21 protein-coding genes and 1 pseudogene are annotated in these 26,064 nt (G+C 70.2%); 17 read left to right on the forward strand and 5 right to left on the reverse strand.

Going from position 1 to position 26,064, the window contains the following annotated elements:
- The 15 genes and pseudogenes from P3L51_RS22305 to P3L51_RS22375 all read left to right on the forward strand — a co-directional run.
- Window positions 1-392: Rieske (2Fe-2S) protein (locus tag P3L51_RS22305; RefSeq protein WP_354607049.1), on the forward strand; the 392-nt coding region annotated here is incomplete at its 5' end.
- 50 nt (window positions 393-442) lie between these two features.
- Window positions 443-2,524 carry an excinuclease ABC subunit UvrC gene (gene uvrC / locus P3L51_RS22310; RefSeq protein ID WP_354607050.1) on the forward strand — a complete coding sequence of 694 codons (2,082 nt, stop codon included), beginning with the start codon at window positions 443-445 and terminating at the stop codon, window positions 2,522-2,524.
- Window positions 2,517-3,557 carry an RNase adapter RapZ gene (gene rapZ / locus P3L51_RS22315; protein WP_435594502.1) on the forward strand — a complete coding sequence of 347 codons (1,041 nt, stop codon included), beginning with the start codon at window positions 2,517-2,519 and terminating at the stop codon, window positions 3,555-3,557. Before uvrC ends, rapZ begins: the two co-directional genes overlap by 8 nt.
- A complete protein-coding gene (locus tag P3L51_RS22320) occupies window positions 3,554-4,588 on the forward strand; it encodes a gluconeogenesis factor YvcK family protein (protein WP_354607051.1) in 1,035 nt (344 codons plus the stop codon). The genes rapZ and P3L51_RS22320 overlap by 4 nt, the downstream gene beginning before the upstream one ends.
- Window positions 4,579-5,568, forward strand: a complete 990-nt coding sequence (gene whiA, locus P3L51_RS22325) for a DNA-binding protein WhiA (RefSeq protein WP_023542507.1) — start codon at window positions 4,579-4,581, stop codon at window positions 5,566-5,568. The genes P3L51_RS22320 and whiA overlap by 10 nt, the downstream gene beginning before the upstream one ends.
- Before the next feature lie 257 nt (window positions 5,569-5,825).
- A pseudogene (locus tag P3L51_RS22330) lies at window positions 5,826-8,021 on the forward strand (M14 family metallopeptidase); the annotation flags it as partial.
- Window positions 8,022-8,356: 335 nt separating this feature from the next.
- The gene (gene gap, locus P3L51_RS22335) at window positions 8,357-9,361 is read left to right on the forward strand and encodes a type I glyceraldehyde-3-phosphate dehydrogenase (RefSeq protein WP_354607052.1); all 1,005 of its coding nucleotides are present in this window, start codon (window positions 8,357-8,359) and stop codon (window positions 9,359-9,361) included.
- 158 nt (window positions 9,362-9,519) lie between these two features.
- Window positions 9,520-10,731 (forward strand): phosphoglycerate kinase, encoded by a 1,212-nt coding sequence (locus tag P3L51_RS22340; RefSeq protein ID WP_354607053.1) that lies wholly within the window; start codon window positions 9,520-9,522, stop codon window positions 10,729-10,731.
- A 7-nt stretch (window positions 10,732-10,738) separates the two neighbouring features.
- Window positions 10,739-11,539, forward strand: coding sequence for a triose-phosphate isomerase (gene tpiA / locus P3L51_RS22345; protein ID WP_354607054.1), 801 nt, complete (start codon window positions 10,739-10,741; stop codon window positions 11,537-11,539).
- Window positions 11,540-11,688: 149 nt separating this feature from the next.
- Window positions 11,689-11,925, forward strand: a complete 237-nt coding sequence (gene secG / locus P3L51_RS22350) for a preprotein translocase subunit SecG (protein ID WP_354607055.1) — start codon at window positions 11,689-11,691, stop codon at window positions 11,923-11,925.
- Window positions 11,926-12,105: 180 nt separating this feature from the next.
- A complete protein-coding gene (locus tag P3L51_RS22355) occupies window positions 12,106-12,441 on the forward strand; it encodes an RNA polymerase-binding protein RbpA (RefSeq protein WP_354607056.1) in 336 nt (111 codons plus the stop codon).
- Between the two features lie 234 nt (window positions 12,442-12,675).
- Complete coding sequence (locus tag P3L51_RS22360) at window positions 12,676-13,878, forward strand: MFS transporter (RefSeq protein WP_354607068.1); 1,203 nt, start codon at window positions 12,676-12,678, stop codon at window positions 13,876-13,878.
- A gap of 69 nt (window positions 13,879-13,947) precedes the next feature.
- Window positions 13,948-15,627: a glucose-6-phosphate isomerase gene (gene pgi / locus P3L51_RS22365; protein ID WP_354607057.1), complete on the forward strand. Its 1,680-nt coding sequence runs from the start codon at window positions 13,948-13,950 to the stop codon at window positions 15,625-15,627.
- Window positions 15,628-15,631: 4 nt separating this feature from the next.
- Window positions 15,632-16,129, forward strand: coding sequence for a PH domain-containing protein (locus tag P3L51_RS22370; RefSeq protein ID WP_354607058.1), 498 nt, complete (start codon window positions 15,632-15,634; stop codon window positions 16,127-16,129).
- Window positions 16,126-17,637 carry a PH domain-containing protein gene (locus P3L51_RS22375; protein ID WP_354607059.1) on the forward strand — a complete coding sequence of 504 codons (1,512 nt, stop codon included), beginning with the start codon at window positions 16,126-16,128 and terminating at the stop codon, window positions 17,635-17,637. The genes P3L51_RS22370 and P3L51_RS22375 overlap by 4 nt, the downstream gene beginning before the upstream one ends.
- Window positions 17,638-17,773: 136 nt before the next feature.
- On the opposite strand, the gene pgl is transcribed toward P3L51_RS22375, so the two are convergent.
- The 5 genes from pgl to tkt are packed head-to-tail and all read right to left on the reverse strand — an operon-like array spanning window position 17,774 to window position 24,343.
- Window positions 17,774-18,556 carry a 6-phosphogluconolactonase gene (gene pgl / locus P3L51_RS22380; RefSeq protein WP_354607060.1) on the reverse strand — a complete coding sequence of 261 codons (783 nt, stop codon included), beginning with the start codon at window positions 18,554-18,556 and terminating at the stop codon, window positions 17,774-17,776.
- Window positions 18,553-19,578 carry a glucose-6-phosphate dehydrogenase assembly protein OpcA gene (opcA, locus tag P3L51_RS22385; protein ID WP_354607061.1) on the reverse strand — a complete coding sequence of 342 codons (1,026 nt, stop codon included), beginning with the start codon at window positions 19,576-19,578 and terminating at the stop codon, window positions 18,553-18,555. Before opcA ends, pgl begins: the two co-directional genes overlap by 4 nt.
- On the reverse strand, window positions 19,575-21,107 hold the full coding sequence (zwf, locus tag P3L51_RS22390; RefSeq protein WP_354607062.1) for a glucose-6-phosphate dehydrogenase: 1,533 nt from the start codon (window positions 21,105-21,107) through the stop codon (window positions 19,575-19,577). Before zwf ends, opcA begins: the two co-directional genes overlap by 4 nt.
- Window positions 21,108-21,111: 4 nt before the next feature.
- The gene (tal, locus tag P3L51_RS22395) at window positions 21,112-22,230 is read right to left on the reverse strand and encodes a transaldolase (RefSeq protein WP_354607063.1); all 1,119 of its coding nucleotides are present in this window, start codon (window positions 22,228-22,230) and stop codon (window positions 21,112-21,114) included.
- 34 nt (window positions 22,231-22,264) lie between these two features.
- Complete coding sequence (gene tkt / locus P3L51_RS22400; protein ID WP_354607064.1) at window positions 22,265-24,343, reverse strand: transketolase; 2,079 nt, start codon at window positions 24,341-24,343, stop codon at window positions 22,265-22,267.
- A 369-nt stretch (window positions 24,344-24,712) separates the two neighbouring features.
- On the opposite strand from tkt, the gene P3L51_RS22405 reads away from it, so the two are divergent.
- Together P3L51_RS22405 and P3L51_RS22410 are read left to right on the forward strand one after the other, a co-directional pair.
- Complete coding sequence (locus tag P3L51_RS22405) at window positions 24,713-25,660, forward strand: heme o synthase (protein WP_354607065.1); 948 nt, start codon at window positions 24,713-24,715, stop codon at window positions 25,658-25,660.
- 29 nt (window positions 25,661-25,689) lie between these two features.
- A complete protein-coding gene (locus P3L51_RS22410) occupies window positions 25,690-26,061 on the forward strand; it encodes a hypothetical protein (RefSeq protein WP_354607066.1) in 372 nt (123 codons plus the stop codon).
- Window positions 26,062-26,064: the final 3 nt, after the last annotated feature.

The raw sequence follows: 26,064 nt of genomic DNA on the forward strand, positions 1-26,064 counted from the left end.
AGGGTGTCGCGCTCGCCGGTGCGGCCGGTGTCGGCGTGGCCGCCTGCTCCACCGAGTCGAAGCTGGGTCACGCCGAGACGCCGACCCCGACCGCCCCCGTCGACCTCGGCGCGGCCGACGCGGTGCCCGTCGGCGGCGCGAAGCTCTACCGCGAGGAGCGTCTGGTGGTGAGCTGCCCCGCCGAGGGGCAGTACAAGGCCTTCAGCGCGCAGTGCACCCACGCGGGCTGTGTGCTGGACAAGGTGGAGGGCACCGAGGGCAACTGCCCCTGCCACGGCAGCCGGTTCGACGTCACCACGGGCAAGGCGACGAAGGGCCCGGCGACGGTGCCGCTGCCCGAGGTGCCGATCAGCGCGAAGGACGGCCGGCTCGTCGCGGGCCCCGGCGCCTGAGCCCACCTGGCGCGGCCCCACTGTCGGTGCCCGCAAGTAGGGTGGAGGACATGGCCGACCCCTCCAGCTACCGCCCCAAGCCGGGACAGATCCCCGACTCCCCGGGGGTCTACAAATTCCGCGACGATCACCGCCGGGTGATCTACGTCGGGAAGGCCAAGAGCCTGCGCCCCCGGCTCTCCAGCTACTTCCAGGACCTGGCGAATCTCCACCCGCGCACCCGCACCATGGTCACCACGGCCGCCTCCGTCGAGTGGACCGTCGTCTCCACCGAGGTCGAGGCGCTCCAGCTGGAGTACTCGTGGATCAAGGAGTACGACCCCCGTTTCAACGTCAAGTACCGCGACGACAAGAGCTATCCGTATCTCGCGGTCACGCTGAACGAGGAATTCCCGCGCGTGCAGGTCTTGCGGGGCGCCAAGAGGAAGGGCGTGCGCTACTTCGGTCCGTACGGCCACGCGTGGGCCATCCGCGAGACCGTCGACCTGATGCTCCGTGTCTTTCCCGTACGCACCTGCTCCGCCGGGGTGTTCAAGAACGCCGAGCGCACCGGACGCCCCTGCCTCCTCGGCTACATCGGCAAGTGCTCGGCGCCCTGCGTCGGCCGCGTCACACCCGATGAGCACCGCCAACTGGCCGAGGAGTTCTGCGACTTCATGGCCGGTCGCACCGGCGCGTACATCCGCCGGCTGGAGCAGCGGATGACGATCGCCGCCGAGGACATGGAGTACGAGCGGGCGGGTCGGCTGCGTGACGACATAGGGGCGCTGCGCCGGGCGATGGAGAAGAGCGCCGTCGTCCTCGCCGACGCCACCGACGCCGACCTGATCGCCGTCGCCGAGGACGAGCTGGAGGCGGCCGTACAGATCTTCCACGTCCGTGGCGGACGTGTCCGCGGTCAGCGCGGCTGGGTCACCGACAAGGTCGAGGCGGTCGACACGGCGGGCCTCGTCGAACACGCGCTTCAGCAGCTGTACGGGGAGGAGAGCGGCGACTCGGTTCCCAAGGAGGTCCTTGTGCCCGCCCTGCCCGAGGACCAGGTGGCGACCGAGGCGCTCTCCCAGTGGCTGAGCGACCGCAGGGGCTCGCAGGTCTCGCTGCGCATCCCGCAGCGCGGTGACAAGAAGGACCTGATGGTGACGGTGGGGCGCAACGCCCAGCAGTCCCTCGTCCTGCACAAGACGAAGCGCGCGAGCGACCTCACGACGCGCTCCCGCGCACTGGAGGAGATCGCGCGGGCGCTCGGCCTGGACAGTGTGCCGCTGCGGATCGAGTGCTTCGACATCTCGCACCTCCAGGGAGACGACGTCGTCGCCTCGATGGTCGTCTTCGAGGACGGCCTCGCCCGCAAGAGCGAGTACCGCCGTTTCCAGATCAAGGGCTTCGAGGGCCAGGACGACGTCCGTTCCATGCACGAGGTGATCGGCCGGCGCTTCAAGCGCTACCTCGCGGAGAAGGAGCGCACGGGGGAGTGGACGGAGGAGGACGAGGGATCCACCGTCCCGGACGAGAACGGGCAGGACGCGACCGCCCAGAGCCCGGCGGCCCCCGGTGAGAACGGGCACAACGGCCACTCCGGTCCGTCCTCCCTCAAGGAGGACGACGGCAGGCCCAAGCGCTTCGCCTACCCGCCCCAGCTGGTCGTCGTCGACGGCGGACAGCCCCAGGTGGCCGCTGCCAAGCGGGCCATGGACGAGCTGGGCATCGACGACATCGCCGTCTGCGGCCTCGCCAAGCGCCTGGAAGAGGTCTGGGTGCCCGACGACGACGATCCCGTGGTGCTCCCCCGCTCCAGCGAAGGTCTGTACCTTCTCCAGCGCGTACGTGACGAGGCCCACCGCTTCGCCATCACCTATCAGCGGGCCAAACGGGCCAAACGCATCCGGACCAGCCCTCTGGACGACGTCCCCGGCCTCGGCGAGACCCGGAAGCAGGCACTCATCAAGCATTTCGGCTCGGTGAAGAAGCTCCGGCAGGCCACAATCGAGCAGATCTGTGAGGTGCCCGGTCTCGGCCGCAAGACGGCCGAGTCCGTGGCCGTGGCCCTCGCCCAGGCGGCACCCGCCGCGCCCGCTGTGAACACGGCGACAGGAGAGATCATGGAAGACGACGGGGGCAGCACGCATGACTGAGCAAGACCGGGACGGAGTGGCAGACGTGAGTACGGGTGAGTCCAAGGAGACCGCGGAGGGGGCGGCCGCGGCAGCGGGCGGGGAGACCACGCGGGAGAACACCGGGGAGCCCGCCGGAGGGACCGACGGGGAGGCCGGAGCGGCCGTGCCCGACGGGACGGCCCCCGAGCCCGCCATCCCCGAGCTGGTGATCATCTCCGGCATGTCGGGCGCGGGCCGCAGTACGGCCGCGAAGTGCCTGGAGGACCTCGGCTGGTTCGTCGTGGACAACCTGCCGCCCGCGCTGATCCCCACGATGGTGGAGCTCGGCGCCCGCTCGCAGGGCAACGTGGCCCGGATCGCCGTCGTCGTCGACGTCCGGGGACGCCGCTTCTTCGACAACCTCCGCGAGTCGCTGGCCGACCTCGACGCCAAGCAGGTCACCCGGCGGATCGTGTTCCTGGAGTCCTCCGACGAGGCCCTGGTCCGCCGCTTCGAGTCCGTACGCCGTCCGCACCCCCTCCAGGGCGACGGCCGGATCGTCGACGGCATCGAGGCCGAGCGCGACCTGCTGCGCGAGCTGCGCGGCGACGCCGACCTGGTGATCGACACCTCCAGCCTCAACGTCCACGAGCTGCGCGCCAAGATGGACGCCCAGTTCGCCGGCGACGAGGAGCCGGAGCTGCGCGCCACGGTCATGTCGTTCGGCTACAAGTACGGGCTGCCGGTCGACGCCGACCTCGTGGTCGACTGCCGCTTCCTGCCGAACCCGCACTGGGTCCCCGAGCTGCGCCCCTTCACCGGCCTCAACGAGGAGGTGTCCGGCTATGTGTTCAACCAGCCGGGCGCCAAGGAGTTCCTGGACCGCTACACGGAGCTGCTGGAGCTGATCGCCACCGGCTACCGCCGTGAGGGCAAGCGCTATGTGACCGTCGCCGTCGGCTGCACCGGCGGCAAGCACCGCTCCGTCGCCATGTCGGAGAAGCTGGGCGCCCGGCTCGCCGCCGAGGGGATCGAGACCGTGGTCGTCCACCGGGACATGGGGCGCGAGTGACCGGACGCAACTTCCGGCTGCGGCGGCTGCGCAGGGCCACGCCCGCGCTGGCCGGCCGCGGCCGCGGCGCCCAGCCCAAGGTCGTCGCACTCGGCGGCGGCATGGGGCTGTCCGCCTCCCTGACGGCGCTGCGCCGGATCACCGGCGACCTCACGGCGGTCGTCACGGTCGCCGACGACGGCGGCTCCAGCGGCCGGCTCCGCGAGGAGCTGGGCGTGCTGCCGCCCGGTGATCTGCGCAAGGCGCTGGCGGCGCTGTGCGGCGACGACGACTGGGGCCAGACCTGGGCCCGCGTCATCCAGCACCGCTTCCAGTCCAAGGGCGATCTGCACGAGCACGCGGTCGGCAATCTGCTGATCGTCGCCCTGTGGGAACAGCTCGGTGACCATGTCCTGGCCCTGGACCTGGTCGGCAAGCTCCTCGGCGCCCATGGCCGGGTGCTGCCGATGTCCGCGGTGCCGCTGGAGCTCCAGGCGCTCGTACGGGGCCACGACCCCGACCGCCCGGACGACATCGACACCGTACGGGGGCAGGCCACGGTCGCCCTGACCCGCGGCGAGGTGCAGTCCGTGCATCTCGTGCCGAACGACCCGCCGGCGGTCCCCGAAGCCGTCGCCGCGGTCCTCGACGCCGACTGGGTGGTGCTGGGTCCCGGCTCCTGGTTCTCCTCCGTGATCCCCCATCTGCTCGTGCCCGAGCTGCTCGACGCACTGGTCGAGACGAAGGCCCGCCGGGTCCTCTCGCTGAACCTCGCGCCACAACCCGGTGAAACCGATGGCTTCTCACCGCAGCGTCATTTGGAGGTTTTGGGACGACACGCCCCTAAACTCGCCCTGGACGTGGTGCTGGCCGACGAGGCCGCCGTGCCCGACAGCGAATCACTCTCCGATGCCGCGATGCGGCTCGGTGCCGCGGTCGAGCTGGCTCCCGTGGCCCGACCCGATGGACTTCCGAAGCACGACCCGGAACTGTTGGCCGCCGCGTACGACCGTATTTTTCGGATGCATGGAAGGATCGGCCCATGGCGATGACGGCAGCGGTGAAGGACGAGATCGCCCGGCTTCCCGTCACCCGTACGTGCTGCAGGAAGGCCGAAGTCTCGGCGATTCTCCGGTTCGCGGGTGGTCTCCACCTCGTGAGCGGACGCATTGTGATCGAGGCGGAGCTGGACACCAGCATCGCCGCGCGCCGGCTCCGCAAGGACATCCTGGAGATCTTCGGGCACAACTCGGAGCTCGTGGTGATGGCTCCCGGCGGACTCCGCCGCGGCAGCCGCTACGTCGTACGGGTGATTACCGGCGGTGACCAGTTGGCCCGTCAGACGGGCCTGGTCGACGGCCGTGGCCGGCCGATCCGGGGACTGCCTCCCCAGGTGGTCTCCGGCGCGACCTGCGACGCCGAGGCGGCCTGGCGGGGCGCGTTCCTCGCCCACGGCTCGCTCACCGAGCCGGGGCGCTCCTCCTCGTTGGAGGTGACCTGCCCGGGGCCCGAGGCGGCCCTCGCGCTCGTCGGCGCGGCCCGCCGGCTCCAGATCCCGTCCAAGGCGCGCGAGGTGCGTGGCGTGGACCGGGTCGTCGTACGGGACGGGGACGCGATCGGCGCGCTGCTGACGCGGCTCGGGGCGCACGAGTCGGTGCTGGCGTGGGAGGAGCGGCGGATGCGCCGTGAGGTCCGCGCGACGGCCAACCGCCTCGCCAACTTCGACGACGCGAATCTGCGCCGCTCGGCCCGCGCGGCCGTGGCGGCCGGGGCCCGGGTGCAGCGGGCGCTGGAGATCCTGGGCGAGGAGGTGCCCGAGCATCTCGCCGCCGCCGGCCGTCTGCGGATGGAGCACAAGCAGGCGTCGCTGGAGGAGCTGGGCGCGCTCGCCGATCCGGCGCTCACCAAGGACGCGGTGGCGGGCCGGATCCGCAGGCTGCTGGCCATGGCGGACAAGAAGGCGCAGGACCTGGGTATTCCGGGGACCGAGTCGACGCTGTCGGAGGAGATGGCGGACGGCCTCGTCGGCTGAGAACACGCCCGGCCGAGGAGCGCGCCTTCCTACGGAGGAGGCGACGCCGTACGGAGGGCCCCGCGAGCGAGGCGCGCGCAACCCCGCACCGCGCAACGCCCGCACCGCGATACGTCAACGTGCCGCCGCCGGTCCCCCGTTGGGGGGCCGACAGCGGCATTTTGTGTGACCTTGAGGCGCTCTTGACATGGCCATGCGGGTTGGTAAGCCTGACGGCGTCCCGTCACGCCTGTGGCGGACCACAGCAAGGGGGGCACATGAGACGCGGAGCGAGAGCGATCCTCGCGGCGGGCGCACTGTTGCTGAGCGGAATCACGGCGGCACCCGGCGCCCGGGCCGAGACCGCCACCGACACGTCCCCGGCCACGGCCGGGGACACCCTGAAGGTCTTCGACGCCGAGGTCACCGCCGAGCAGGTGCCACTGCTCCTGGCGGCCGGTCAGGACGCCCACGAGCTGGGCGAATCGGTGCCCCGGGGCGGCGCGGCGAAGGTCCAGCTGTTCCTCACCGACGACCAGGCGCGCGACCTGGAGACCCAGGGCGTCGAGGTCACCGAGCGCGAGATCTCCGCCCAAGCGGAATCCCGGCTGAGGGCGGCCGGGGACGGTGTCTACCGCCCGTACAGCGGTCCGGGCGGTCTCCAGGAGGAGATAACCGAGGCCGGCGCGGCCCACCCCGGACTCACCAAGGTCGTCTCCATCGGCAAGACCGTCCAGGGCAAGGACATCCTCGCCCTCAAGCTCACCAAGGGAGCGGCCAAGGCCAAGGACGGCGCCAAGCCCTCCGTGCTCTACATGTCCAACCAGCACGCCCGGGAGTGGATCACTCCCGAGATGACACGGCGGCTGCTGCACCACTATCTGGACAACTACGGCAAGGACCCGAGGATCACGAAGATCGTCGACTCCACGGAGCTGTGGTTCGTCCTGTCCGCCAACCCCGACGGCTACGACTTCACCCACGCCGCCGACGCCAACCGCCTCTGGCGCAAGAATCTCCGTGACGTCAACGGCGACGGCGTCATCAGCCGCGGCGACGGCATCGACCTGAACCGTAACTTCAGCTACAAGTGGGGCTACGACAACGAGGGTTCGTCTCCCAACTCCACCAGTGAGACCTATCGGGGCGCCGCACCCGGTTCCGAGCCCGAGACCCAGGCGATCGACGGCCTCCAGAAGCGCATCGGCTTCGACTACGCCATCAACTACCACTCCGCCGCCGAGCTGCTCCTCTACGGCGTGGGCTGGCAGGTCGCCACCCCGACCCCCGACGACATCCTCTACCGGTCGCTCGCCGGCACCCCGGAGAACCCGGCCGTCCCCGGCTACTACCCCCAGGTCTCCTCCGAGCTGTACACGACCAACGGCGAGGCCGACGGCCACGGCGCGAACGTCAACGGGATCATGATGTTCACCCCGGAGATGACCACCTGCGAGACGGTCTCCGACAGCGTCCCCGACGACGCCTGGGAAGCGGACGACTGCCGCTCCGGCTTCAATTTCCCCGACGACGAGAAGCTGATCCAGGCGGAGTTCGCCAAGAACATCCCCTTCGCGCTCTCCGTCGCCGAGACCGCCGCCCACCCGGACCGGCCGTCCTCCCCGGTCGGCATGAGCGCCCCCGACTTCACCCCCGACACCTTCACCACCTCCTACGCGCGCGGCGCCGACCAGGAAGTCGCCGTCACCGCCCGCAAGTCGGTACGGGACAAGGAGCTGAACTACCGGATCAACGACGGCCGGACGCACGACGAGAACCTCCGGGCCTGGAAGGGCGGCGAGACCTACGGCGGCGAGGACAACCTCCACTTCGACGAGTACCGCGCCGAGATCGAGGACGCCGACCCGGGCGACCGCGTCGAGGTCTGGTTCACCGGCCGTACCAAGAGCGGCAAGCGCACCACCGGCGACCGCTTCACCTACACCGTCGCCGAGCGCCCCGGGGCCGACACTCTCGTGATCGCCGACGAGGGCGCGCCCGCGCAGTACGCGCGGACATACGTCGACGCGCTGCGGGCCAACGGCCGTACCGCCGTCGTCTGGGACGTCGCCACCCAGGGAGCGCCGCACCCCCTGGGCGTCCTGAGCCACTTCTCCACCGTCGTCCACCACACCGGAGCCGTCGCTCCGGACGGTGATACGCAGATCGCCGTTCGCGACTTCCTCAACGAGGGCGGCAAGCTGATCGAGGCGGGCGAGCAGGCCGGCGGGAACGCGCAGGTCGGCCGCACGCGGACGAACGACTTCAGCCAGTACTACCTCGGCGCCTACGGTCGGACCTCCACGGCGGGCGCCACCGCCTTCACCGGGGCCGGCGCGCTGCTCGGGACGTCGGGACCGCTCGGCGCCGTGCCGGGCAACCCGCTGGACCAGGCCGGTACGTACACCGTCACCTCCTCCGTCCTCGCCCCCGACCTCTTCCCGCGGTTCACCAGCGCGGCGGCGGGGACGTACGACATCGGCACCGGCGCGGGGGCGGTCACCACGAAGGACACCGTCCTGCTCGGCTTCGGGCTGGAGCAGGTCACGGACGCGGAGCGGCGCGCGGCGCTGCTCGGGAAGGCGCTGCGGGCCCTGCGGAGCTGACCGCCGCGGGCGCCACCGGCGCGGCGTGGCCTCCGCGGCGGCGCCCCGTACCGCTACCGGGCGGTTCGGGGCGCCGCCGGTCCGTAGAGGCCCACTCGATGTCACCGGGGCGCCTGGGGGGAGGTAGGGTCATAACTGGTCGGGGACATCCCATACGCACTCGCCGGCGTCGAAACCCGGCGTACCAACGAGGAGATCGGTTCGTGACGATCCGCGTAGGCATCAACGGCTTTGGCCGCATCGGTCGCAGCTACTTCCGCGCGCTGCTGGAGCAGGGTGCCGACATCGAGATCGTGGCTGTCAACGACCTGGGTGACACCGCGACCACCGCTCATCTGCTGAAGTACGACACCATCATGGGTCGCCTCAAGGCAGAGGTGAGCCACACCGCCGACACGATCACGGTCGACGGCAAGACGTTCAAGGTGCTCTCCGAGCGCAACCCGGCCGACATCCCCTGGGGTGAGCTGGGCGTCGACATCGTCATCGAGTCGACCGGCATCTTCACCAAGAAGGCCGACGCCGAGAAGCACATCGCGGGCGGCGCCAAGAAGGTCCTCATCTCGGCTCCGGCCAAGGACGAGGACATCACCATCGTGATGGGCGTCAACCACGACAAGTACGACGCGGCCAGCCACCACGTCATCTCCAACGCCTCCTGCACCACCAACTGTGTGGCGCCGATGGCCAAGGTTCTCCTGGAGAACTTCGGCATCGTCAAGGGCCTGATGACGACGGTCCACGCGTACACCAACGACCAGCGCATCCTGGACTTCCCGCACAAGGACCTGCGCCGCGCCCGTGCCGCCGCCGAGAACATCATTCCGACCACCACGGGTGCCGCCAAGGCGACCGCCCTGGTGATCCCGGAGCTCGAAGGCAAGCTCGACGGCATCGCGATGCGCGTCCCGGTCCCGACGGGCTCCGTCACCGACCTGGTCGTCGAGCTGGAGCGCGAGGTGACCAAGGACGAGGTCAACGCCGCGTTCCAGAAGGCCGCCGAGGGCCAGCTCAAGGGCCTCCTGGACTACACCGAGGACCCGATCGTCTCCTCGGACATCGTGAACTGGCCGGCGTCCTGCACCTTCGACGCCTCCCTGACCCTGGTCCAGGGCAAGAGCGTGAAGATCATCGGCTGGTACGACAATGAGTGGGGCTACTCCAACCGGCTGGTCGACCTGACCACCTTCGTCGGCGGTCAGCTCTGACACCGGTCGGCTAGGCAACTCCCGATGTGAACGACAGGGCTCGTGCGGCGCGACGTGGCGCTGACCGGGCCCTGTCGTCTGTGTGCTGTGTGTGCTCGCTCTTCTGTGTGCTCGCTACGTCGCGGGACGTGGAGCCGCTCTCAAGGAGTCACTGATACATGAAGACGATCGACGAACTTCTCGACGAAGGGGTCGCCGGCAAGCGCGTCTTCGTCCGGGCCGACCTCAACGTGCCGCTCGACGGCACCACCATCACCGACGACGGCCGGATCCGCGCCGTGCGGCCGACCGTCGCCAGGCTCGCCGAGGCCGGTGCCCGGGTCATCGTGGCGTCCCACCTCGGCCGCCCGAAGGGCGCGCCGGACCCCGCCTTCTCGCTGGCCCCCGCCGCCGCTCGTCTGGGTGAACTCCTGGGCGCCGACGTCGCGTTCGCGACCGACACCGTCGGCGACTCCGCCAAGGCCGTCGTCGCCGCCCTCGAAGACGGACAGGTCGCCGTCATCGAGAACCTCCGCTTCAACGCCGGTGAGACGTCGAAGGACGGCGCCGAGCGCGGCGCCTTCGCCGACCGGCTCGCCGAGCTCGCCGACCTCTACGTGGGCGACGGCTTCGGCGCCGTCCACCGCGAGCACGCCTCGGTCGTCGACCTGCCGGCCCGGCTGCCGCACGCGGCGGGCGGTCTGATCGCCACCGAGGTCGGCGTGCTCAAGAAGCTCACCGATGACGTCGCGCGCCCGTACGCGGTCGTCCTCGGCGGCGCCAAGGTCTCCGACAAGCTCGGCGTCATCGACCATCTGCTGGAGAAGGCCGACCGCATCCTGATCGGCGGCGGCATGGCGTACACCTTCCTCAAGGCCCAGGGCCACGAGGTCGGCACCTCGCTGCTCCAGGAGGACCAGATCCCGGCCGTCCAGGAGTATCTGAAGCGCGCCGACGAGCGGGGCGTGGAGTTCGTCCTGCCGGTCGACGTCCTGGTCGCGACCTCGTTCCCGGACCTGAAGACGAAGGCACCGGCCGACCCGGCCACCGTCGCCATCGACGCCATCCCGGCCGACACGATGGGTCTGGACAACGGTCCGGAGACCAACGAGCTGTACGCGTCGAAGCTCGCCGACGCGGCGACCGTCTTCTGGAACGGCCCCATGGGTGTCTTCGAGCACCCCGACTACGCCGAGGGCACCCGGGCAGTCGCCCAGGCCCTGATCGACTCCGACGCCTTCACGGTCGTCGGCGGTGGCGACTCCGCCGCCGCCGTACGGATCCTCGGCTTCGACGAAAACGCATTCGGCCACATTTCGACCGGTGGCGGCGCCAGCCTCGAATATCTTGAGGGCAAGACGCTTCCCGGCCTCGCCGCACTGGAGGACTGACCTACTGATGGCAGCTGCAACCCCGACCGAGAAGACCGCCCGTACCCCGCTGATGGCGGGGAACTGGAAGATGAACCTCAACCACCTCGAGGCCATCGCGCACGTCCAGAAGCTCGCCTTCGCCCTGACCGAGAAGGACCACGACGCGGTCGAGACGGCCGTCCTGGTGCCGTTCACCGATCTGCGGTCCGTACAGACGCTGGTCGACGGCGACAAGCTCAAGATCAAGTACGGCGCCCAGGACATCTCCTCGCACGACTCCGGCGCGTACACCGGCGAGGTCTCCGGGCTGATGCTGGCGAAGCTGAAGTGCGCGTACGTGGCCGTCGGCCACAGCGAGCGCCGCCAGTACCACGCCGAGACCGACGAGGTCTGCAACGCGAAGGTGCGGGCCGCGTACAAGCACGGGCTGACCCCGATCCTGTGCATCGGTGAGGGCCTGGACGTCCGCAAGGCCGGCGAGCAGGTCCCGTACACGCTCGCGCAGCTCGACGGCGGTCTCAAGGACATTCCGGCCGACCAGGCCGAGTCCGTCGTGATCGCGTACGAGCCGGTGTGGGCCATCGGCACCGGCGAGGTCGCCACCCCCGAGGACGCGCAGGAGGTGTGCGGAGCGATCCGCGCCCGGCTCGCGGAGCTGTACTCGCAGGAGCTGGCCGACCAGGTGCGTATTCAGTACGGCGGCTCGGTGAAGTCCGGGAATGTCGCCGCGATCATGGCGCAGCCGGATGTGGACGGCGCCCTTGTCGGCGGCGCGGCGCTGGACGCCGAGGAGTTCGTCAAGATCGTCAGGTTCCGCGACCAGTAAGTATGCGAGGGCGCGGATCCGTCGTACCCTGACGGGGGCCGAGTCGGCATCTCACACATGCCGCCGGCCCCCGTTGTCCATTGCGGTCCTGTTCAGTCCCGTTCAATCCCGATTAAATTCGAGAGAATTCCGGAAAGTAGGGTCCAGCTGTGATTATGGGGTTCTCGATTGCCCTGATCGTCTTCAGCCTGCTGCTGATGCTGCTGGTGCTGATGCACAAGGGGAAGGGCGGCGGCCTCTCCGACATGTTCGGTGGCGGCATGCAGTCGTCCGTCGGCGGTTCCTCGGTCGCCGAGCGTAACCTCGACCGCATCACTGTGGTCGTTGGTATGTCATGGTTTGCCTGCATTGTCGTGCTTGGTCTGCTGATGAAGCTGGACAACTGACCAGTCGTACGGTACGTCGCCGGGGGCACGGCCTATCATGAGGCCCTGCGTCCCGGCGGTGGGGGTGTAACTCCGCTCACTGGACGCGCGTTGGGCCATACGTAGACTGGGGCGCTCGACAGCGGAGCTGCCTCTCGACGCTTGATGCTTGCGGCACCATTCACGCAGGGAGTTACGACCGTGGCAAGTGGCAACGCGATCCGGGGAAGCCGGGTCGGAGCGGGGCCGATGGGTGAGGCCGAGCGCGGCGAGTCCGCGCCACGTCTGCGCATCTCCTTCTGGTGCTCCAACGGGCACGACACGCAGCCGAGCTTCGCCAGTGACGCACAGGTTCCGGACACGTGGGACTGCCCACGCTGCGGATTCCCGGCCGGCCAGGACCGGGAGAACCCGCCGGACCCACCGCGCACCGAGCCGTACAAGACACACCTCGCCTATGTACGGGAACGGCGCAGCGACGCGGACGGCGAGGCGATTCTCGCCGAAGCCCTCGCCAAACTGCGTGGCGAGATCTAGACATTGATCCGGCCGGACACCCAAAGGTGTCCGGCCGGAGCCGCTTTCGCGGACGGCCGATTGTCAGTGGCACCCCTTACGGTCCGAACAGGAAGACCGAAAGGGAGAGTTGTGACGACGGACGAGGCGACGGCGAGCGGACCGGTGGCCGGAAGAACGGCAGCTGAGACGGCGGCGGTCGAGACGGCGACGGAAACGGCTGCGACCGCGACCGCGACCGCGACCGCGACGACGGTGCCGACCCGGAAAGCGCCGGCTCCCGCGTGGCGCGGGGGATTCGGCCGACTGTGGGGCGCCGCCGTCGTCTCCCGGTTCGGTGACTCGCTGCGCAACGCGGCGCTCCCGCTGCTCGCCGCCTCGTTGACCGACGACCCGCTGCTCATCGCCTCCGTGACCGCCTGCGGCTATCTGCCCTGGCTGCTGTTCGGACTCCTCGGCGGCGCCGTCGCCGACCGGGTGGACCAGCGCCGCGCGATGTGGGCCGTCGACCTGCTGCGCGGCGTCCTGATGGCGGGCTTCGCGTTGGCGGTCGTCCTTGGCCACGGCACCATCGCGCTGCTGCTCGTCCTCGCCTTCCTGCTGACCACCTTCCAGACGCTCTTCGACAACGCCGCCACGGCCCTGCTGCCCGCCGTGGTCCCCCGGGACACGCTGGCGGGCGCCAACGCCCGCCTCATGACCGGTCAGCAGGTCGCGAGCGGCTTCCTGGCCACGCCACTGGTGCCCGCGCTGCTGATCCTCGGCGCCTCCGCGCCGTTCGCCGTCAACGCCGCCACCTATGCCGTCGGCGCGCTGCTCATCGCCTCCCTGCGGACCGACGCGCCGGCGAAACCCCCGAAGGCCGCGGGCAGCACCCTGCGCACCGAGATGGCGGAAGGAATGCGCGCGCTGTGGGGGGACAGCGCGCTGCGCGGCCTGTCCGTGGCGACCGCACTGACGAACATCGGCATGGGCGCCCTGATCGCCACCCTGGTCCTGCACATCACCGGCTGGCTGGACGCGGGCAACAGCGGGTACGCGGCGGCCCTCACCGCGTACAGCGTCGCCATGGTCGCCGGCGGGCTCGTGGCACCCCGGCTCGCGTTCCGGATCGGGCGGATACGGAGCATCCTCGTCGCCGGGATCGTCCAGACCTGCGCGCTCGTCGCGCTCGGGACCGTCCGTGAACTCTGGGTGGCCATCACGGCCATGGCGGTGTTCGGGGTCATGAGCATGGTGTGGAACGTGAATCAGGCGACGCTGGTCCAGGAGCGGAGCCCCGACGGGATGCTGGGCCGGATCAGCTCCGCCGTCCGTACGCTCTCCATCTGCGGGGCACCGTTCGGCGCGCTGCTCGGCGGTGTGGTCGCGAGCGCCTGGGGACTTAACACGCCCGCGCTGCTGGCGGCCGGTGCGTTCACGCTCGCTGTCGCCTCGCTCGGCGCCCTGATCAATTAGGTTGGGAGGGCAGCTGGGCACCGCACTCACGCAGGCACGCACGTACGAGAAGAAGTGGGCTGAAGCAAGATGTCCGACAAAAAGGCAGAAGGCCGCGCCAGGCTCAACCGGATGCCCCAGTGGAGCGCGCTGGGCAAACACCGTGAGCAGCTGGGGGAGACGACTCTGCGGGAGCTGTTCGCCGACGACCCGGCGCGCGGCACCGGCTACACCCTCCAGGTCGGTGACCTCTACCTGGACTACTCGAAGCAGCTGGTGACGGACGAGACGCTCACGCTGCTGCGTGACCTGGCGGCGGCCACCGGCGTCGCCGAGCTGCGCGACGCGATGTTCCGCGGCGAGAAGATCAACACCACCGAGGACCGGGCGGTGCTGCACACCGCGCTGCGCGCCCCGCGCGACGCGGTGATCGAAGTCGACGGCGAGAACGTCGTGCCGGGCGTGCACGCCGTCCTCGACAAGATGGCCGCCTTCTCCGAGAAGGTCAGGGCGGGCGAATGGCTCGGTCACACGGGCCGGCCCATCCGCAACATCGTCAACATCGGTATCGGCGGCTCCGACCTCGGCCCCGCGATGGCCTACGAGGCGCTGAAGTCCTTCACCCACCGCGACCTGACGGTCCGTTTCGTGTCGAACGTCGACGGCGCCGACCTCCACGAGGCCGTGCGCGATCTGGACGCCGCCGAGACGCTGTTCATCATCGCGTCCAAGACGTTCACCACCATCGAGACCATCACCAACGCCACCTCGGCCCGCAACTGGCTCCTGACCGAGCTCGCAGTCGGTCAGGAGGCCGTGGCCAAGCACTTCGTGGCGCTGTCCACGAACGGTGAGAAGGTCGCCGAGTTCGGCATCGACACCACGAACATGTTCGAGTTCTGGGACTGGGTCGGCGGCCGGTACTCGTTCGACTCCGCCATCGGTCTCTCCTTGATGATCGCGATCGGCCCCGACCGCTTCCGCGAGATGCTCGACGGCTTCCACCTCGTCGACGAGCACTTCCGCACCGCGCCCGCCGAGTCCAACGTGCCGTTGCTGCTCGGCCTGTTGGGGGTCTGGTACGGGGCGTTCTTCGACGCCCAGTCGCATGCCGTCCTGCCGTACAGCCACTACCTGTCCCGGTTCACCGCGTATCTCCAGCAGCTCGACATGGAGTCCAACGGCAAGTCCGTGGACCGCGACGGCGAGCCGGTCGAGTGGCAGACCGGACCGGTCGTCTGGGGCACCCCCGGCACCAACGGACAGCACGCGTACTACCAGTTGATCCACCAGGGTACGAAGGTCATCCCCGCCGACTTCATCGGCTTCGCCCAGCCGGTCGACGACCTGCCGCACCGGCTGATCGCCCAGCACGACCTGCTGATGGCCAACTTCTTCGCCCAGACCCAGGCACTGGCCTTCGGCAAGACGCCCGCCGAGGTCCGGGCCGAGGGCGCCCCCGCCGAACTGGTGCCGCACAAGACGTTCCGGGGAAATCACCCGACCACCACGATCCTCGCCGAGTCCCTGACCCCCTCCGTGCTCGGCCAGTTGATCGCGCTGTACGAGCACAAGGTCTTCGTCCAGGGCGCGGTGTGGAACATCGACTCGTTCGACCAGTGGGGCGTCGAACTCGGCAAGGTCCTCGCCAAGGAGATCGAGCCGATCCTCACCCAGATCGACGGCGGGCGCGACAGCTCGGCCGGCAAGCCGCTGGACGCCTCGACGGCGGAACTGGTCGCGAAGTACCGGGCACTGCGGGGGCGTTGAGCCGATGACCGAGGGGGAGCGGCGGCTCAGGCCGCCCCGCAACACGCTCAACGAGAGGGCGGTCACCTGGTGGCGAGCACAGTGGCTGCTGCTCACCCTCGTGCCGGTGGCCGTCCTCTCGGTGCTCGGCGGGCTCATAGCCCCGGCCCGCGCCTGGCTGCTGGTCCCCGCCGCCGTCGTGGCGGTGCTCGGCCTGGCCTGCGCGCTGGCCATGCCGACGTGGTGGTTCCGGGTGCACCGCTGGGAGGTGACGGACGAGGCGGTCTACGTCCGTACCGGCTACTTCCGGCAGGAGTGGCGGATCGCGCCGATGTCCCGGATCCAGACCGTGGACACCGTACGGGGCCCACTGGAGCAGCTGTTCAAGCTCTCCACCGTCATCGTCACCACCGCCTCCTCCAAGGGAGCGGTACGGATCGAGGGGCTCGGCCATGAAGTGGCCGCCGAACTGGCCGAGCGGCTGACACACATAACCGGGGCGACCCCGGGGGACGCGACGTGAGCACGCTCGCCGTGCCCGCGCCCGGGGAGGAGTGGCGCAGGCTCGACAAGCGCACCCTGCTGGTCACCACCGCCGTCATGACCGGCGTCGCGACGGGCGCCGGAGTGCCCACCACCATCGGTCTGTCCGGCGGCATGGGGGTGTGGCGCGCGCTCGCCTGGGTGCTGCCGGCGGCCCTGCTGCTGATCATCTGCGGCACCGGCGGCGACTACGTCCGCTGGCGCCGCACCCGCTATCGCATCGGCCCCGACCGGGCCGAACTCCACACCGGGCTGTTGCTGGTCAAACGCCGCTCACTGGGCCGCGAACGGATCAGGAGCGTCGACCTCACGGCCAATCCGCTGCTGCGGATACTCGGCCTGGTGAAGGTCCGCATCGGTACGGGTGAGCACACCGGCGGCGAATCCACCCTGGAACTCGACCCGGTCACCCGGGCCGAGGGGGAACGCCTCCGTACGGAACTCCTCGACCGCACCCCGTCCGCCTCCGGGTCGCACCCGGACGGCATGCTGGCCGTCCTCGACCCCCGCTGGATCGGGTACGCGCCCGTCTCCTTCGTCGCGCCCCTGCTGGGCGGGGCGGCGGCGGGCGGTGTGATGCAGGTCAGCGAGTGGTTCGGGGTCCAGCACGAGGTGATCGACTGGATCGGCGACCGGTTCCGGGACACCTCGGTCCTCATGATCGTCGTGGTTCTCGTCGCCGCGGCGCTCCTCTCGGGCGCGGTCGGCTCGCTCGGCCTCTGGGTCGAGATGTGGTGGCACTACCGGCTGGAACGCGAGCCCGGCGGCACCCTGCGGGTGCGGCGCGGGCTTCTCACCTCACGGTCCGTCTCGATCGAGGAGCGCAGACTGCGGGGCGTCGAACTGGTCGAGCCGCTGGGCGTACGGCTGTTCGGCGCCGCGCGGGTCGACGCCGTCGCCACCGGCCTCACCCAGGACGACGAGGACAAGCACACCGACCTCAAGACGCTGCTGCCTGTCGCGCCGAGGGCGGCGGCGGACGAGGTGGCGGCGCGGGTCCTGCGCGAGACGGTGTCCCCGACGAGCGCGGCGGGCCTCGTCCCGCATCCGGTCGCCGCGCGCGGGCGGCGGCTGCGCCGGGCGGTGGGCTCCGCGCTGGCGCCCGTGCTGGTGCTGGTGATCCTCGGCCTGCTCGTGAGTGACGTACTGCTGTCCGTCGCCGCGGGGTGCGCGGTGGTGCTGCTGCCGGTGGCGGTGCTGCTGGCGCTCGACGCGTACCGCAATCTCGGGCACGGACTCAGCGGGGCGTATCTGGTGGCGCGGTCGGGGACGGTGCGCCGGTCGACGGTCGCGCTGCAGCGGGGCGGGGTCGTCGGGTGGACGGTCAAGCAGTCGTACTTTCAGCGGCGGGCGGGGCTGGTGACGCTGATGGCGACGACGGCGGCGGGGGAAGGGGCGTACGCCGTCCACGACGCGGCGGTGGGCGAGGGGTTGGCGTTCGCGGCGGAGGCGGTGCCGGGGTTGCTGGAGCCGTTCCTGGAGACGTAGCGGGCGCGGGTGGCGCCTGCGGCGGACCTGTTCCCCCGCCCGGCCGTTCCCGAAACCGGGGGCTCCGCCCCGGACCCCGCTCCTCAAACACCGGAGGGGCTACGAAGTAGCCCCTCCGGCGATGGCGATCGAGGTGTCAGGCCGACGCCGCCGGATACAGCGCTCGCGGCAGCTTCGACGCCGCCGGCTCGTCCAGGAGCCAGAGCGTTCGCGCACGGCCGTACGCCCCCGCCGCCGGAGCCTGGATCTCGCCCGCGCCCGAGAGCGCGATCTCCGCCGCCTCCGCCTTGTCCTCGCCCGCCGCCAGCAGCCACACCTCGTGCGCCGCCCGGATCGCCGGCAGGGTCAGGGAGACGCGCAGCGGTGGCGGCTTCGGGGCGCCGTGGACCGCGATCACCGTGCGTTCGGTCTCCCGGACGCCCGGCAGCTCCGGGAAGAGCGAGGCCACGTGCGTGTCCGGACCGACGCCGAGCATCAGGACGTCGAAGGACGGCACCCGGGCGTGGTCCTCCGGCCGCGCCGCCGCGGCAAGCTCGGTCGCGTACGCCGCTGCCGCCGCCTCGATGTCGGAGCCGTACGCGCCGTCGGAGGCCGGCATCGCGTGCACCCGTGAGGGGTCCAGCGGCACCGAGTCCAGCAGCGCGGACCGCGCCTGGGTGATGTTGCGCTCCGGGTCGCCCTCCGGCAGGAAGCGTTCGTCGCCCCACCAGAGGTCGAGCCGGGTCCAGTCGACCGCGTCGCGGGCGGGCGCCTCGGACAGCGCGGCCAGCAGGCCGTTGCCGTTGCGCCCGCCCGTCAGGACGATCGACGCGGAACCCCGCGCGGCCTGGGCGTCCACGATCCTCGTGATCAGCCGGGCCGCCGTGGCCCGCGCCATCAGCTCCTTGTCGCGATGGACGACGAGTTGCGGGACGCTCACTTCGACGCCGCCTTCTTGGCGGCTGTCGCACGCGCCGGAGTCGCCGCCTTCTTCGCCGCGGGAGCGCCGTCGCCGGACTTCGCGTCGCCGGACTTCGCCGACTCCAGCCGGTCCACGCCGAACCGCAGCGCCGCCGCGTACGTGTCGTCCGGGTCCAGCCTGCGCAGCTCCTCGGCGATCAGCTCCGAGGTCTCCCGCCGGTTGAGCGCCACCGCGCGGTCCGGCTGGCCCTCGATCGCCAGCGTCGCCAGGGAGCCGTCCGTACGGCGCAGCTCGATCGGCCCGCAGTCGGTCTCCATCCGGACGGACGTGAGGCCGGGGCCCGCCGAGACCGAGCGGGTGACCGGGACGTGCAGCCGCTCGGCGAGCCACATGCCGAGCAGCTCGCAGCTCGCGTTGAGCTCCTCGCCCTCCACCCGGACCGAGGTGACCTTGCAGTCGACCTGGTCCAGCGCGGCGGCCAGCATCGAACGCCACGGGGTGATCCGGCTCCACGCCAGGTCCGTGTCGCCGGGGGTGTAGACGGCGGCGCGGGCCTTGAGCTCCTCGATCGGGTTCTCGGCGGCGTAGGTGTCCGTCACCCGGCGCTGGGCGAGTGTGCCCAGCGGGTCCTTCGTGGGGTTGTCGGGCGCGTTGGCCGCCCACCACACCACGACGGGCGCGTCCGGCAGCAGCAGCGGCAGGACGACCGACTGGGCGTGCTCGATGATCTCGCCGTACAGCCGCAGCACGACCGTCTCGCCGGTGCCGGCCTCGACCCCCACCCGCACCTCGGCGTCGAGGCGCGCCTTGGAGCGGTCGCGCGCCGAGCGGGAGAACCGCTTGACGACGACCAGCTTGCGCGACGGGTGCTCGCGGGACGCCTCGTTGGCGGCCTTGAGCGCGTCGTAGGCGTTCTCCTCGTCGGTGACGAGGACCAGGGTGAGGACCATGCCGACGGCCGGGGTGCCAATCGCCCGGCGCCCCTCGACCAGCGCCTTGTTGATCTTGCTGGACGTGGTGTCCGTAAGGTCGATCTTCATGGCCGACGCCAGCTCCGTCCGTGTCGTGCGAGCATTTCGTCCGCCTCGACCGGACCCCAGGTCCCGGACTCGTACTGCGCGGGCTTGCCGTGCTTGTCCCAGTGCTGCTCGATCGGGTCGAGGATCTTCCAGGACAGCTCGACCTCCTCCGTACGGGGGAAGAGGTTGGAGTCGCCGAGCAGCACGTCGAGCAGCAGCCGCTCGTACGCCTCGGGGCTGGACTCGGTGAACGACTCGCCGTAGGCGAAGTCCATCGAGACGTCCCGCACCTCCATCGCCGTGCCGGGCACCTTCGAACCGAACCGCATGGTCACGCCCTCGTCCGGCTGGACCCGGATGACCAGGGCGTTCTGCCCCAGCTCCTCGGTGGCCGTGTGGTCGAAGGGGGAGTGCGGGGCCCGCTGGAAGACGACCGCGATCTCGGTGACCCGGCGGCCGAGCCGCTTGCCGGTACGGAGGTAGAACGGGACGCCCGCCCAGCGGCGGTTGTCGATCTCCACCTTCACCGCGGCGTAGGTGTCGGTCTTCGACTTGGGATCGATGCCGTCTTCCTGGAGATAGCCGACGGCCTTCTCGCCGCCCTGCCAGCCCGCGGCGTACTGCCCGCGCACCGTGTCCTTGCCGAGGTCGTGCGGCAGCCTCACGGCGCCGAGGACCTTGGTCTTCTCGGCGGCCAGCGCGTCCGCGTCGAAGGAGGCGGGCTCCTCCATGGCGGTGAGCGCCAGGAGCTGGAGGAGGTGGTTCTGGATGACGTCACGCGCGGCGCCGATGCCGTCGTAGTAGCCGGCCCGGCCGCCGATGCCGATGTCCTCGGCCATGGTGATCTGCACATGGTCGACGTACGACCGGTTCCAGATCGGCTCGAAGAGGGTGTTCGCGAAGCGCAGCGCCAGAATGTTCTGGACGGTCTCCTTGCCCAGGTAGTGGTCGATCCGGAAGACCTCGTTGGACGGGAAGACCTCGTGCACGACCTTGTTGAGCTCCTGCGCGGAGACCAGGTCGTGGCCGAACGGCTTCTCGATGACGGCGCGCCGCCAGGAGCCCTCCTTCTGGTCGGCCAGCCCGTGCTTCTTGAGCTGCTTGACGACCTTCGGGAAGAACTTCGGCGGTACGGAGAGGTAGAAGGCGAAGTTGCCGCCCGTGCCCTGCACCTTGTCGAGATCCTCGATCGTGGACTTCAGGTTCTCGAAGGCCTGGTCGTCGTCGAAGTCGCCCTGGACGAAGCGCATCCCCTGGATGAGCTGCTGCCAGACCTCCTCCCGGAACGGCGTACGGGCGTGCGCCTTGACGGCGTCGTGGACCTCCTGCGCGAAATCCTCGTCCTGCCACTCGCGGCGGGCGTAGCCGACGAGCGAGAAGCCCGGAGGCAGCAGGCCGCGGTTGGCGAGGTCATAGACGGCCGGCATCAATTTCTTACGGGACAAATCGCCCGTGACGCCAAAGATGACCAGGCCCGACGGCCCCGCGATACGCGGGAGCCGTCGGTCCGCGGCGTCACGAAGCGGATTCGCTCCGTGGGTTGCGGTCAAGGGTTCAGTCCTCCGAAGGGGCGAGGCGCTTGAGTTCCGCCTCGGTCGACTTGAGCAGGTCGGTCCAGGCCTTCTCGAACTTCTCCACGCCCTCGTCCTCCAGCACCTGGACGACGTCGTCGTAGGAGATGCCCAGCTTCTCGATGGCTTCGAGATCCGCGCGCGCCTGGTCGTACGTACCCCTCACGGTGTCACCGGTGACCGCTCCGTGCTCGGCGACCGCGTCCAAAGTGGCCTCCGGCATGGTGTTCACCGTGTGCGGGGCGACCAGGTCGTCGACGTACATCGTGTCCCGGTACGCGGGGTCCTTGACGCCCGTCGAGGCCCACAGGGGACGCTGCTTGTTGGCCTGGACACGGTCCAGCGCCGCCCAGCGGTCGGCGCCGAAAACGTCCTCGTACGCCTCGTAGGCCAGCCGGGCGTTGGCGACGGCCGCCTTGCCGCGCGCGGCCTTCGCCTCGTCGGTGCCCAGCGCGTCGAGCCGCTTGTCGATCTCGGTGTCCACACGGGACACGAAGAAGGACGCCACCGAGTAGATCTTCGAGAGGTCCAGGCCCGCGTCCTTCGCCTTCTCCAGACCGGAGATGTACGCGTCCATGACCTCGCGGTAGCGCTCCAGCGAGAAGATCAGCGTCACGTTGACACTGATGCCCCGGGCGATCGTCTCGGTGATCGCCGGGAGCCCCGCCTTCGTGGCCGGGATCTTGATGAGGGTGTTCGGGCGGTCCACCAGCCAGGCGAGCTGCTTGGCCTCGGCGATGGTCGCCCGTGTGTCGTGGGCCAGCCGGGGGTCGACCTCGATGGAGACGCGGCCGTCCTGGCCCTGCGTCTCGTCGAAGACCGGCCGCAGAATGTCGGCGGCGTCACGGACGTCCGCCGTCGTGATCATGCGGACGGCTTCCTCGACGGTCACGCGGCGGGTCGCGAGGTCGGTCAGCTGGGTCTCGTAACCGTCGCCCTCGGAGATCGCCTTCTGGAAGATCGAGGGGTTGGTCGTCACCCCCACGACGTGCTGCTGGTCCATCAGTTCGGCGAGGTTGCCGGATGTGATGCGCTTGCGCGACAGGTCGTCGAGCCAGATCGCGACGCCTTCGTCGGAGAGGCGCTTGAGTGCGTCTGTCATGAGAATTGCATCTCCTACTTGTCGTATACCAACTTCAGCGCGTCACGGAGGCGAGAGATTCCCGAGCGGCGGACGCGACGGCGTCCGCGGTGAATCCGAACTCCTGGAAGAGGACCTTGCCGTCGGCCGAAGCGCCGAAGTGCTCCAGCGAGACGATGCGGCCGGCCTCGCCCACGAAACGGTGCCAGGTGAGCCCGATCCCGGCCTCGACCGCCACCCGCGCCTTCACGGAGGGCGGCAGGACGCTGTCCCGGTACGCCTGGTCCTGCTCCTCGAACCACTCGACCGACGGCATCGACACCACGCGGGTCGCGATGCCCTCGGCCTGAAGCCGCTCGCGCGCCTCGACGGCCAGCTGCACCTCGGAGCCCGTACCGATCAGCACCACCTGGGGCTCACCGCCCTCGGCCTCGAACAGCACGTAACCACCCTTGGCCGCGCCCTCGTTGGCCTCGTACGTCGGCACACCCTGACGCGTCAGCGCCAGCCCGTGCGGCGCGCCCTTGGCGTGCCGCTTGAGGATCTCGCGCCAGGCGATCGCCGTCTCGTTGGCGTCGGCGGGACGCACGATGTTGAGACCGGGGATGGCGCGCAGGACGGACAGGTGCTCGACCGGCTGGTGCGTCGGACCGTCCTCGCCGAGACCGACCGAGTCGTGCGTCCAGACGTAGGTGACGGGCACCTGCATCAGCGCCGCGAGCCGGACGGCCGGACGCATGTAGTCGGAGAACACCAGGAAAGTGCCGCCGTAGATACGGGTGTTGCCGTGCAGCGCGATGCCGTTCATGGTCGAACCCATGGCGTGCTCACGGATGCCGTAGTGCACCGTGCGGCCGTACGGGTCGGCCTCCGGCAGCGGGTTGCCCGCCGGGAGGAACGACGACGTCTTGTCGATCGTGGTGTTGTTGGACCCGGCGAGGTCGGCGGAGCCGCCCCACAGTTCGGGAATGACCGCACCGAGCGCCTGGAGCACCTTGCCGGACGCGGCGCGGGTGGCGACACCCTTGCCGGTCTCGAAGACGGGGAGCTTCTTCTCCCAGCCCTGGGGCAGCTCGCCCGCGCGGACGCGGTCGAACGTCGCGGCACGCTCGGGGTTGGCCGTACGCCACGCGGCGAACGTCTTCTCCCACTCGGCGCGCGTCTCCCGGCCCCGGTCGAGCGCCAGACGCGTGTGCGCCAGGACCTCGTCGCCGACCTCGAAGGTCCGCTCGGGGTCGAAGCCCAGCACACGCTTCGTCGCGGCGACCTCCTCGTCGCCCAGCGCCGAGCCGTGCGCGGCCTCGGTGTTCTGCGCGTGCGGGGCGGGCCAGGCGATGATCGAGCGCGCCGCGATGAACGAGGGGCGCTCGGTCTCCTCCCGCGCGGCCTTCAGCGCACGCGCCAGACCCGCCGGGTCGAGGTCGCCGCTCGGCAGCTGCTCGACGCGCTGGACGTGCCAGCCGTACGCCTCGTACCGCTTGAGGGTGTCCTCGGAGACGGCCGTCTCGGTGTCACCCTCGATGGAGATGTGGTTGTCGTCCCACAGCAGGACGAGGTTGCCCAGCTTCTGGTGGCCGGCCAGCGACGACGCCTCACCGGAGACACCCTCCTGGAGACAGCCGTCACCCGCGATCACCCAGATGGTGTGGTCGAAGGGAGAGGTGCCCGGGGCCGCGTCCGGGTCGTACATGCCGCGCTCGTAACGGGAGGCCATCGCCATGCCCACACCGTTGGCGACACCCTGGCCGAGCGGCCCGGTGGTGGTCTCGACGCCGACCGTGTGGCCGTACTCCGGGTGCCCCGGGGTCTTCGACCCCCAGGTACGGAACGCCTTCAGGTCGTCCAGCTCCAGGCCGTAGCCCGCGAGATACAGCTGGATGTAGAGAGTCAGCGACGAATGGCCCGCGGAGAGAACGAACCGGTCGCGTCCGGTCCACTGCGCGTCGGCCGGGTCGTGCCGCATCAGCTTCTGGAAGAGCACATAGGCGGCGGGCGCCAGGCTCATCGCCGTACCGGGATGGCCGTTGCCGACCTTCTGTACGGCATCCATGGCCAGGACGCGGACGGTATCGACCGCCTTGCGGTCCAGGTCGGTCCACTCTTCGAGATCTGTGGTGGTCGGCTTGGTGCTCACCCTGAGTCAGGGCTCCTCTCCACATGTCGAATCCCGGTGTCTGAGGGCGCACCGGTTCGCTGCCGAGCCTACCCTCGTGGCGGCGCGCGACCATTCCCGTCCACGTCAGTAAAGAAGAGACACCGTCAGGGTGCCCGGCGGGTGCCGCGCGGGTGTCCGGCGTACCTCCCGGGGGTGACCGCACGGGGGAGTTCGGCCACGGCCCGACCGCGGCCCGACCGTGCGCGCGGGGCTCCGGCCAGGCGTCAACACGAGCCCACCCCCGCGAAGAACGACGTATGGGCAACGTCTAGAGTGACGTGGTACGCGCAAGTCTTTATCGGGCCTTCACGCCCGGAGCTTGCTGGGATTTCTCTGTCTGGGGTGTGCGTGACGGCCGTCGAGTCCCGACCCGCAGGGGTCGTCCTGACTCCGAGCCCGGGGGGCCATCGGCCGTTCGGGGCCCGCGTCAAGGCGTTCGTGGCGCTGACCAAGCCACGGATCATCGAGTTGCTGCTCATCACCACCGTGCCGGTGATGTTCCTGGCCGAGCAGGGCGTACCGGACATGTGGCTGGTACTCGTCACCTGCGTCGGCGGCTATCTGTCGGCCGGCGGCGCCAACGCGCTGAACATGTACATCGACCGCGACATCGACGCGCTGATGGACCGGACGTCGCAGCGCCCGCTGGTCACCGGCATGGTGTCGCCCCGCGAGGGCCTCGTCTTCGGCCTCGCGCTGGCCGTGATCTCGACGCTCTGGTTCGGTCTGCTGGTCAACTGGCTGTCGGCGGCGCTCGCACTCGGCGCGCTCCTCTTCTACGTCATCGTCTACACGATGATCCTCAAGCGGCGCACCTCGCAGAACATCGTCTGGGGCGGCATCGCCGGCTGCATGCCGGTCTTCATCGGCTGGTCGGCCGTCACCAACTCGCTGTCCTGGGCCGCCGTCATCCTCTTCCTCGTCATGTTCTTCTGGACGCCGCCGCACTACTGGCCGCTGTCGATGAAGGTGCGCGAGGACTACGCGCGGGTGGGCGTGCCCATGCTCCCCGTCGTCGCGTCGAACCAGACCGTGGCCCGCCAGATCGTGCTCTACAGCTGGGTGATGGTGGCGGTGTCGCTGCTGCTGACGCCGCTCGGCTACACCGGTTGGTTCTACACGTCGGTGGCCCTGGTGGCCGGTGGCTGGTGGCTCTGGGAGGCGCACGGGCTCCAGTCGCGCGCCAAGTCCGGTGCGACGGGCGGCAAGCTCAAGGAGATGCGGCTGTTCCACTGGTCGATCACCTATGTCTCGCTGCTCTTCGTGGCCGTCGCGGTGGACCCCTTCCTTCGATAGATCGACTACCCGTCGGTAGCATGTCGCCCATGGCAGAGACCGAGGTTGACGAGCAGACCGGCGACGGCGCGCGTGCGAGCCGGCAGGCCGTACGGGACGAGCGGCGCGCGGCCCGACTGGCCGAGCAGATCGGCGCGTTCGCGCGACGGCACGGCGGCGCCGCAGAGGGACAGCTCGCGTATCTGGGCCGGGCGGGCACCCGCATCGTGCTCGTGGCGCGGGACGGCGACTGGGGCGATCTGGTGGCCCCCTCGCACGACGTGGCGCTGAAGGCCGTCGAGAAGGCCGGGATCACCGTGCACGAGTCCTTCGACGGCGAGTTCGCCGCGAAGGTCCGTACCGGCCCGTACGAGTGGACCCGCATGGCAGGTATCCAGCTCGGCGGGCCCGCCAACGGCTAGGGC

Origin of the sequence: Streptomyces panacea, from assembly GCF_040560175.1 — a bacterium.
GTDB classification, from domain to species: domain Bacteria; phylum Actinomycetota; class Actinomycetes; order Streptomycetales; family Streptomycetaceae; genus Streptomyces; species Streptomyces panacea.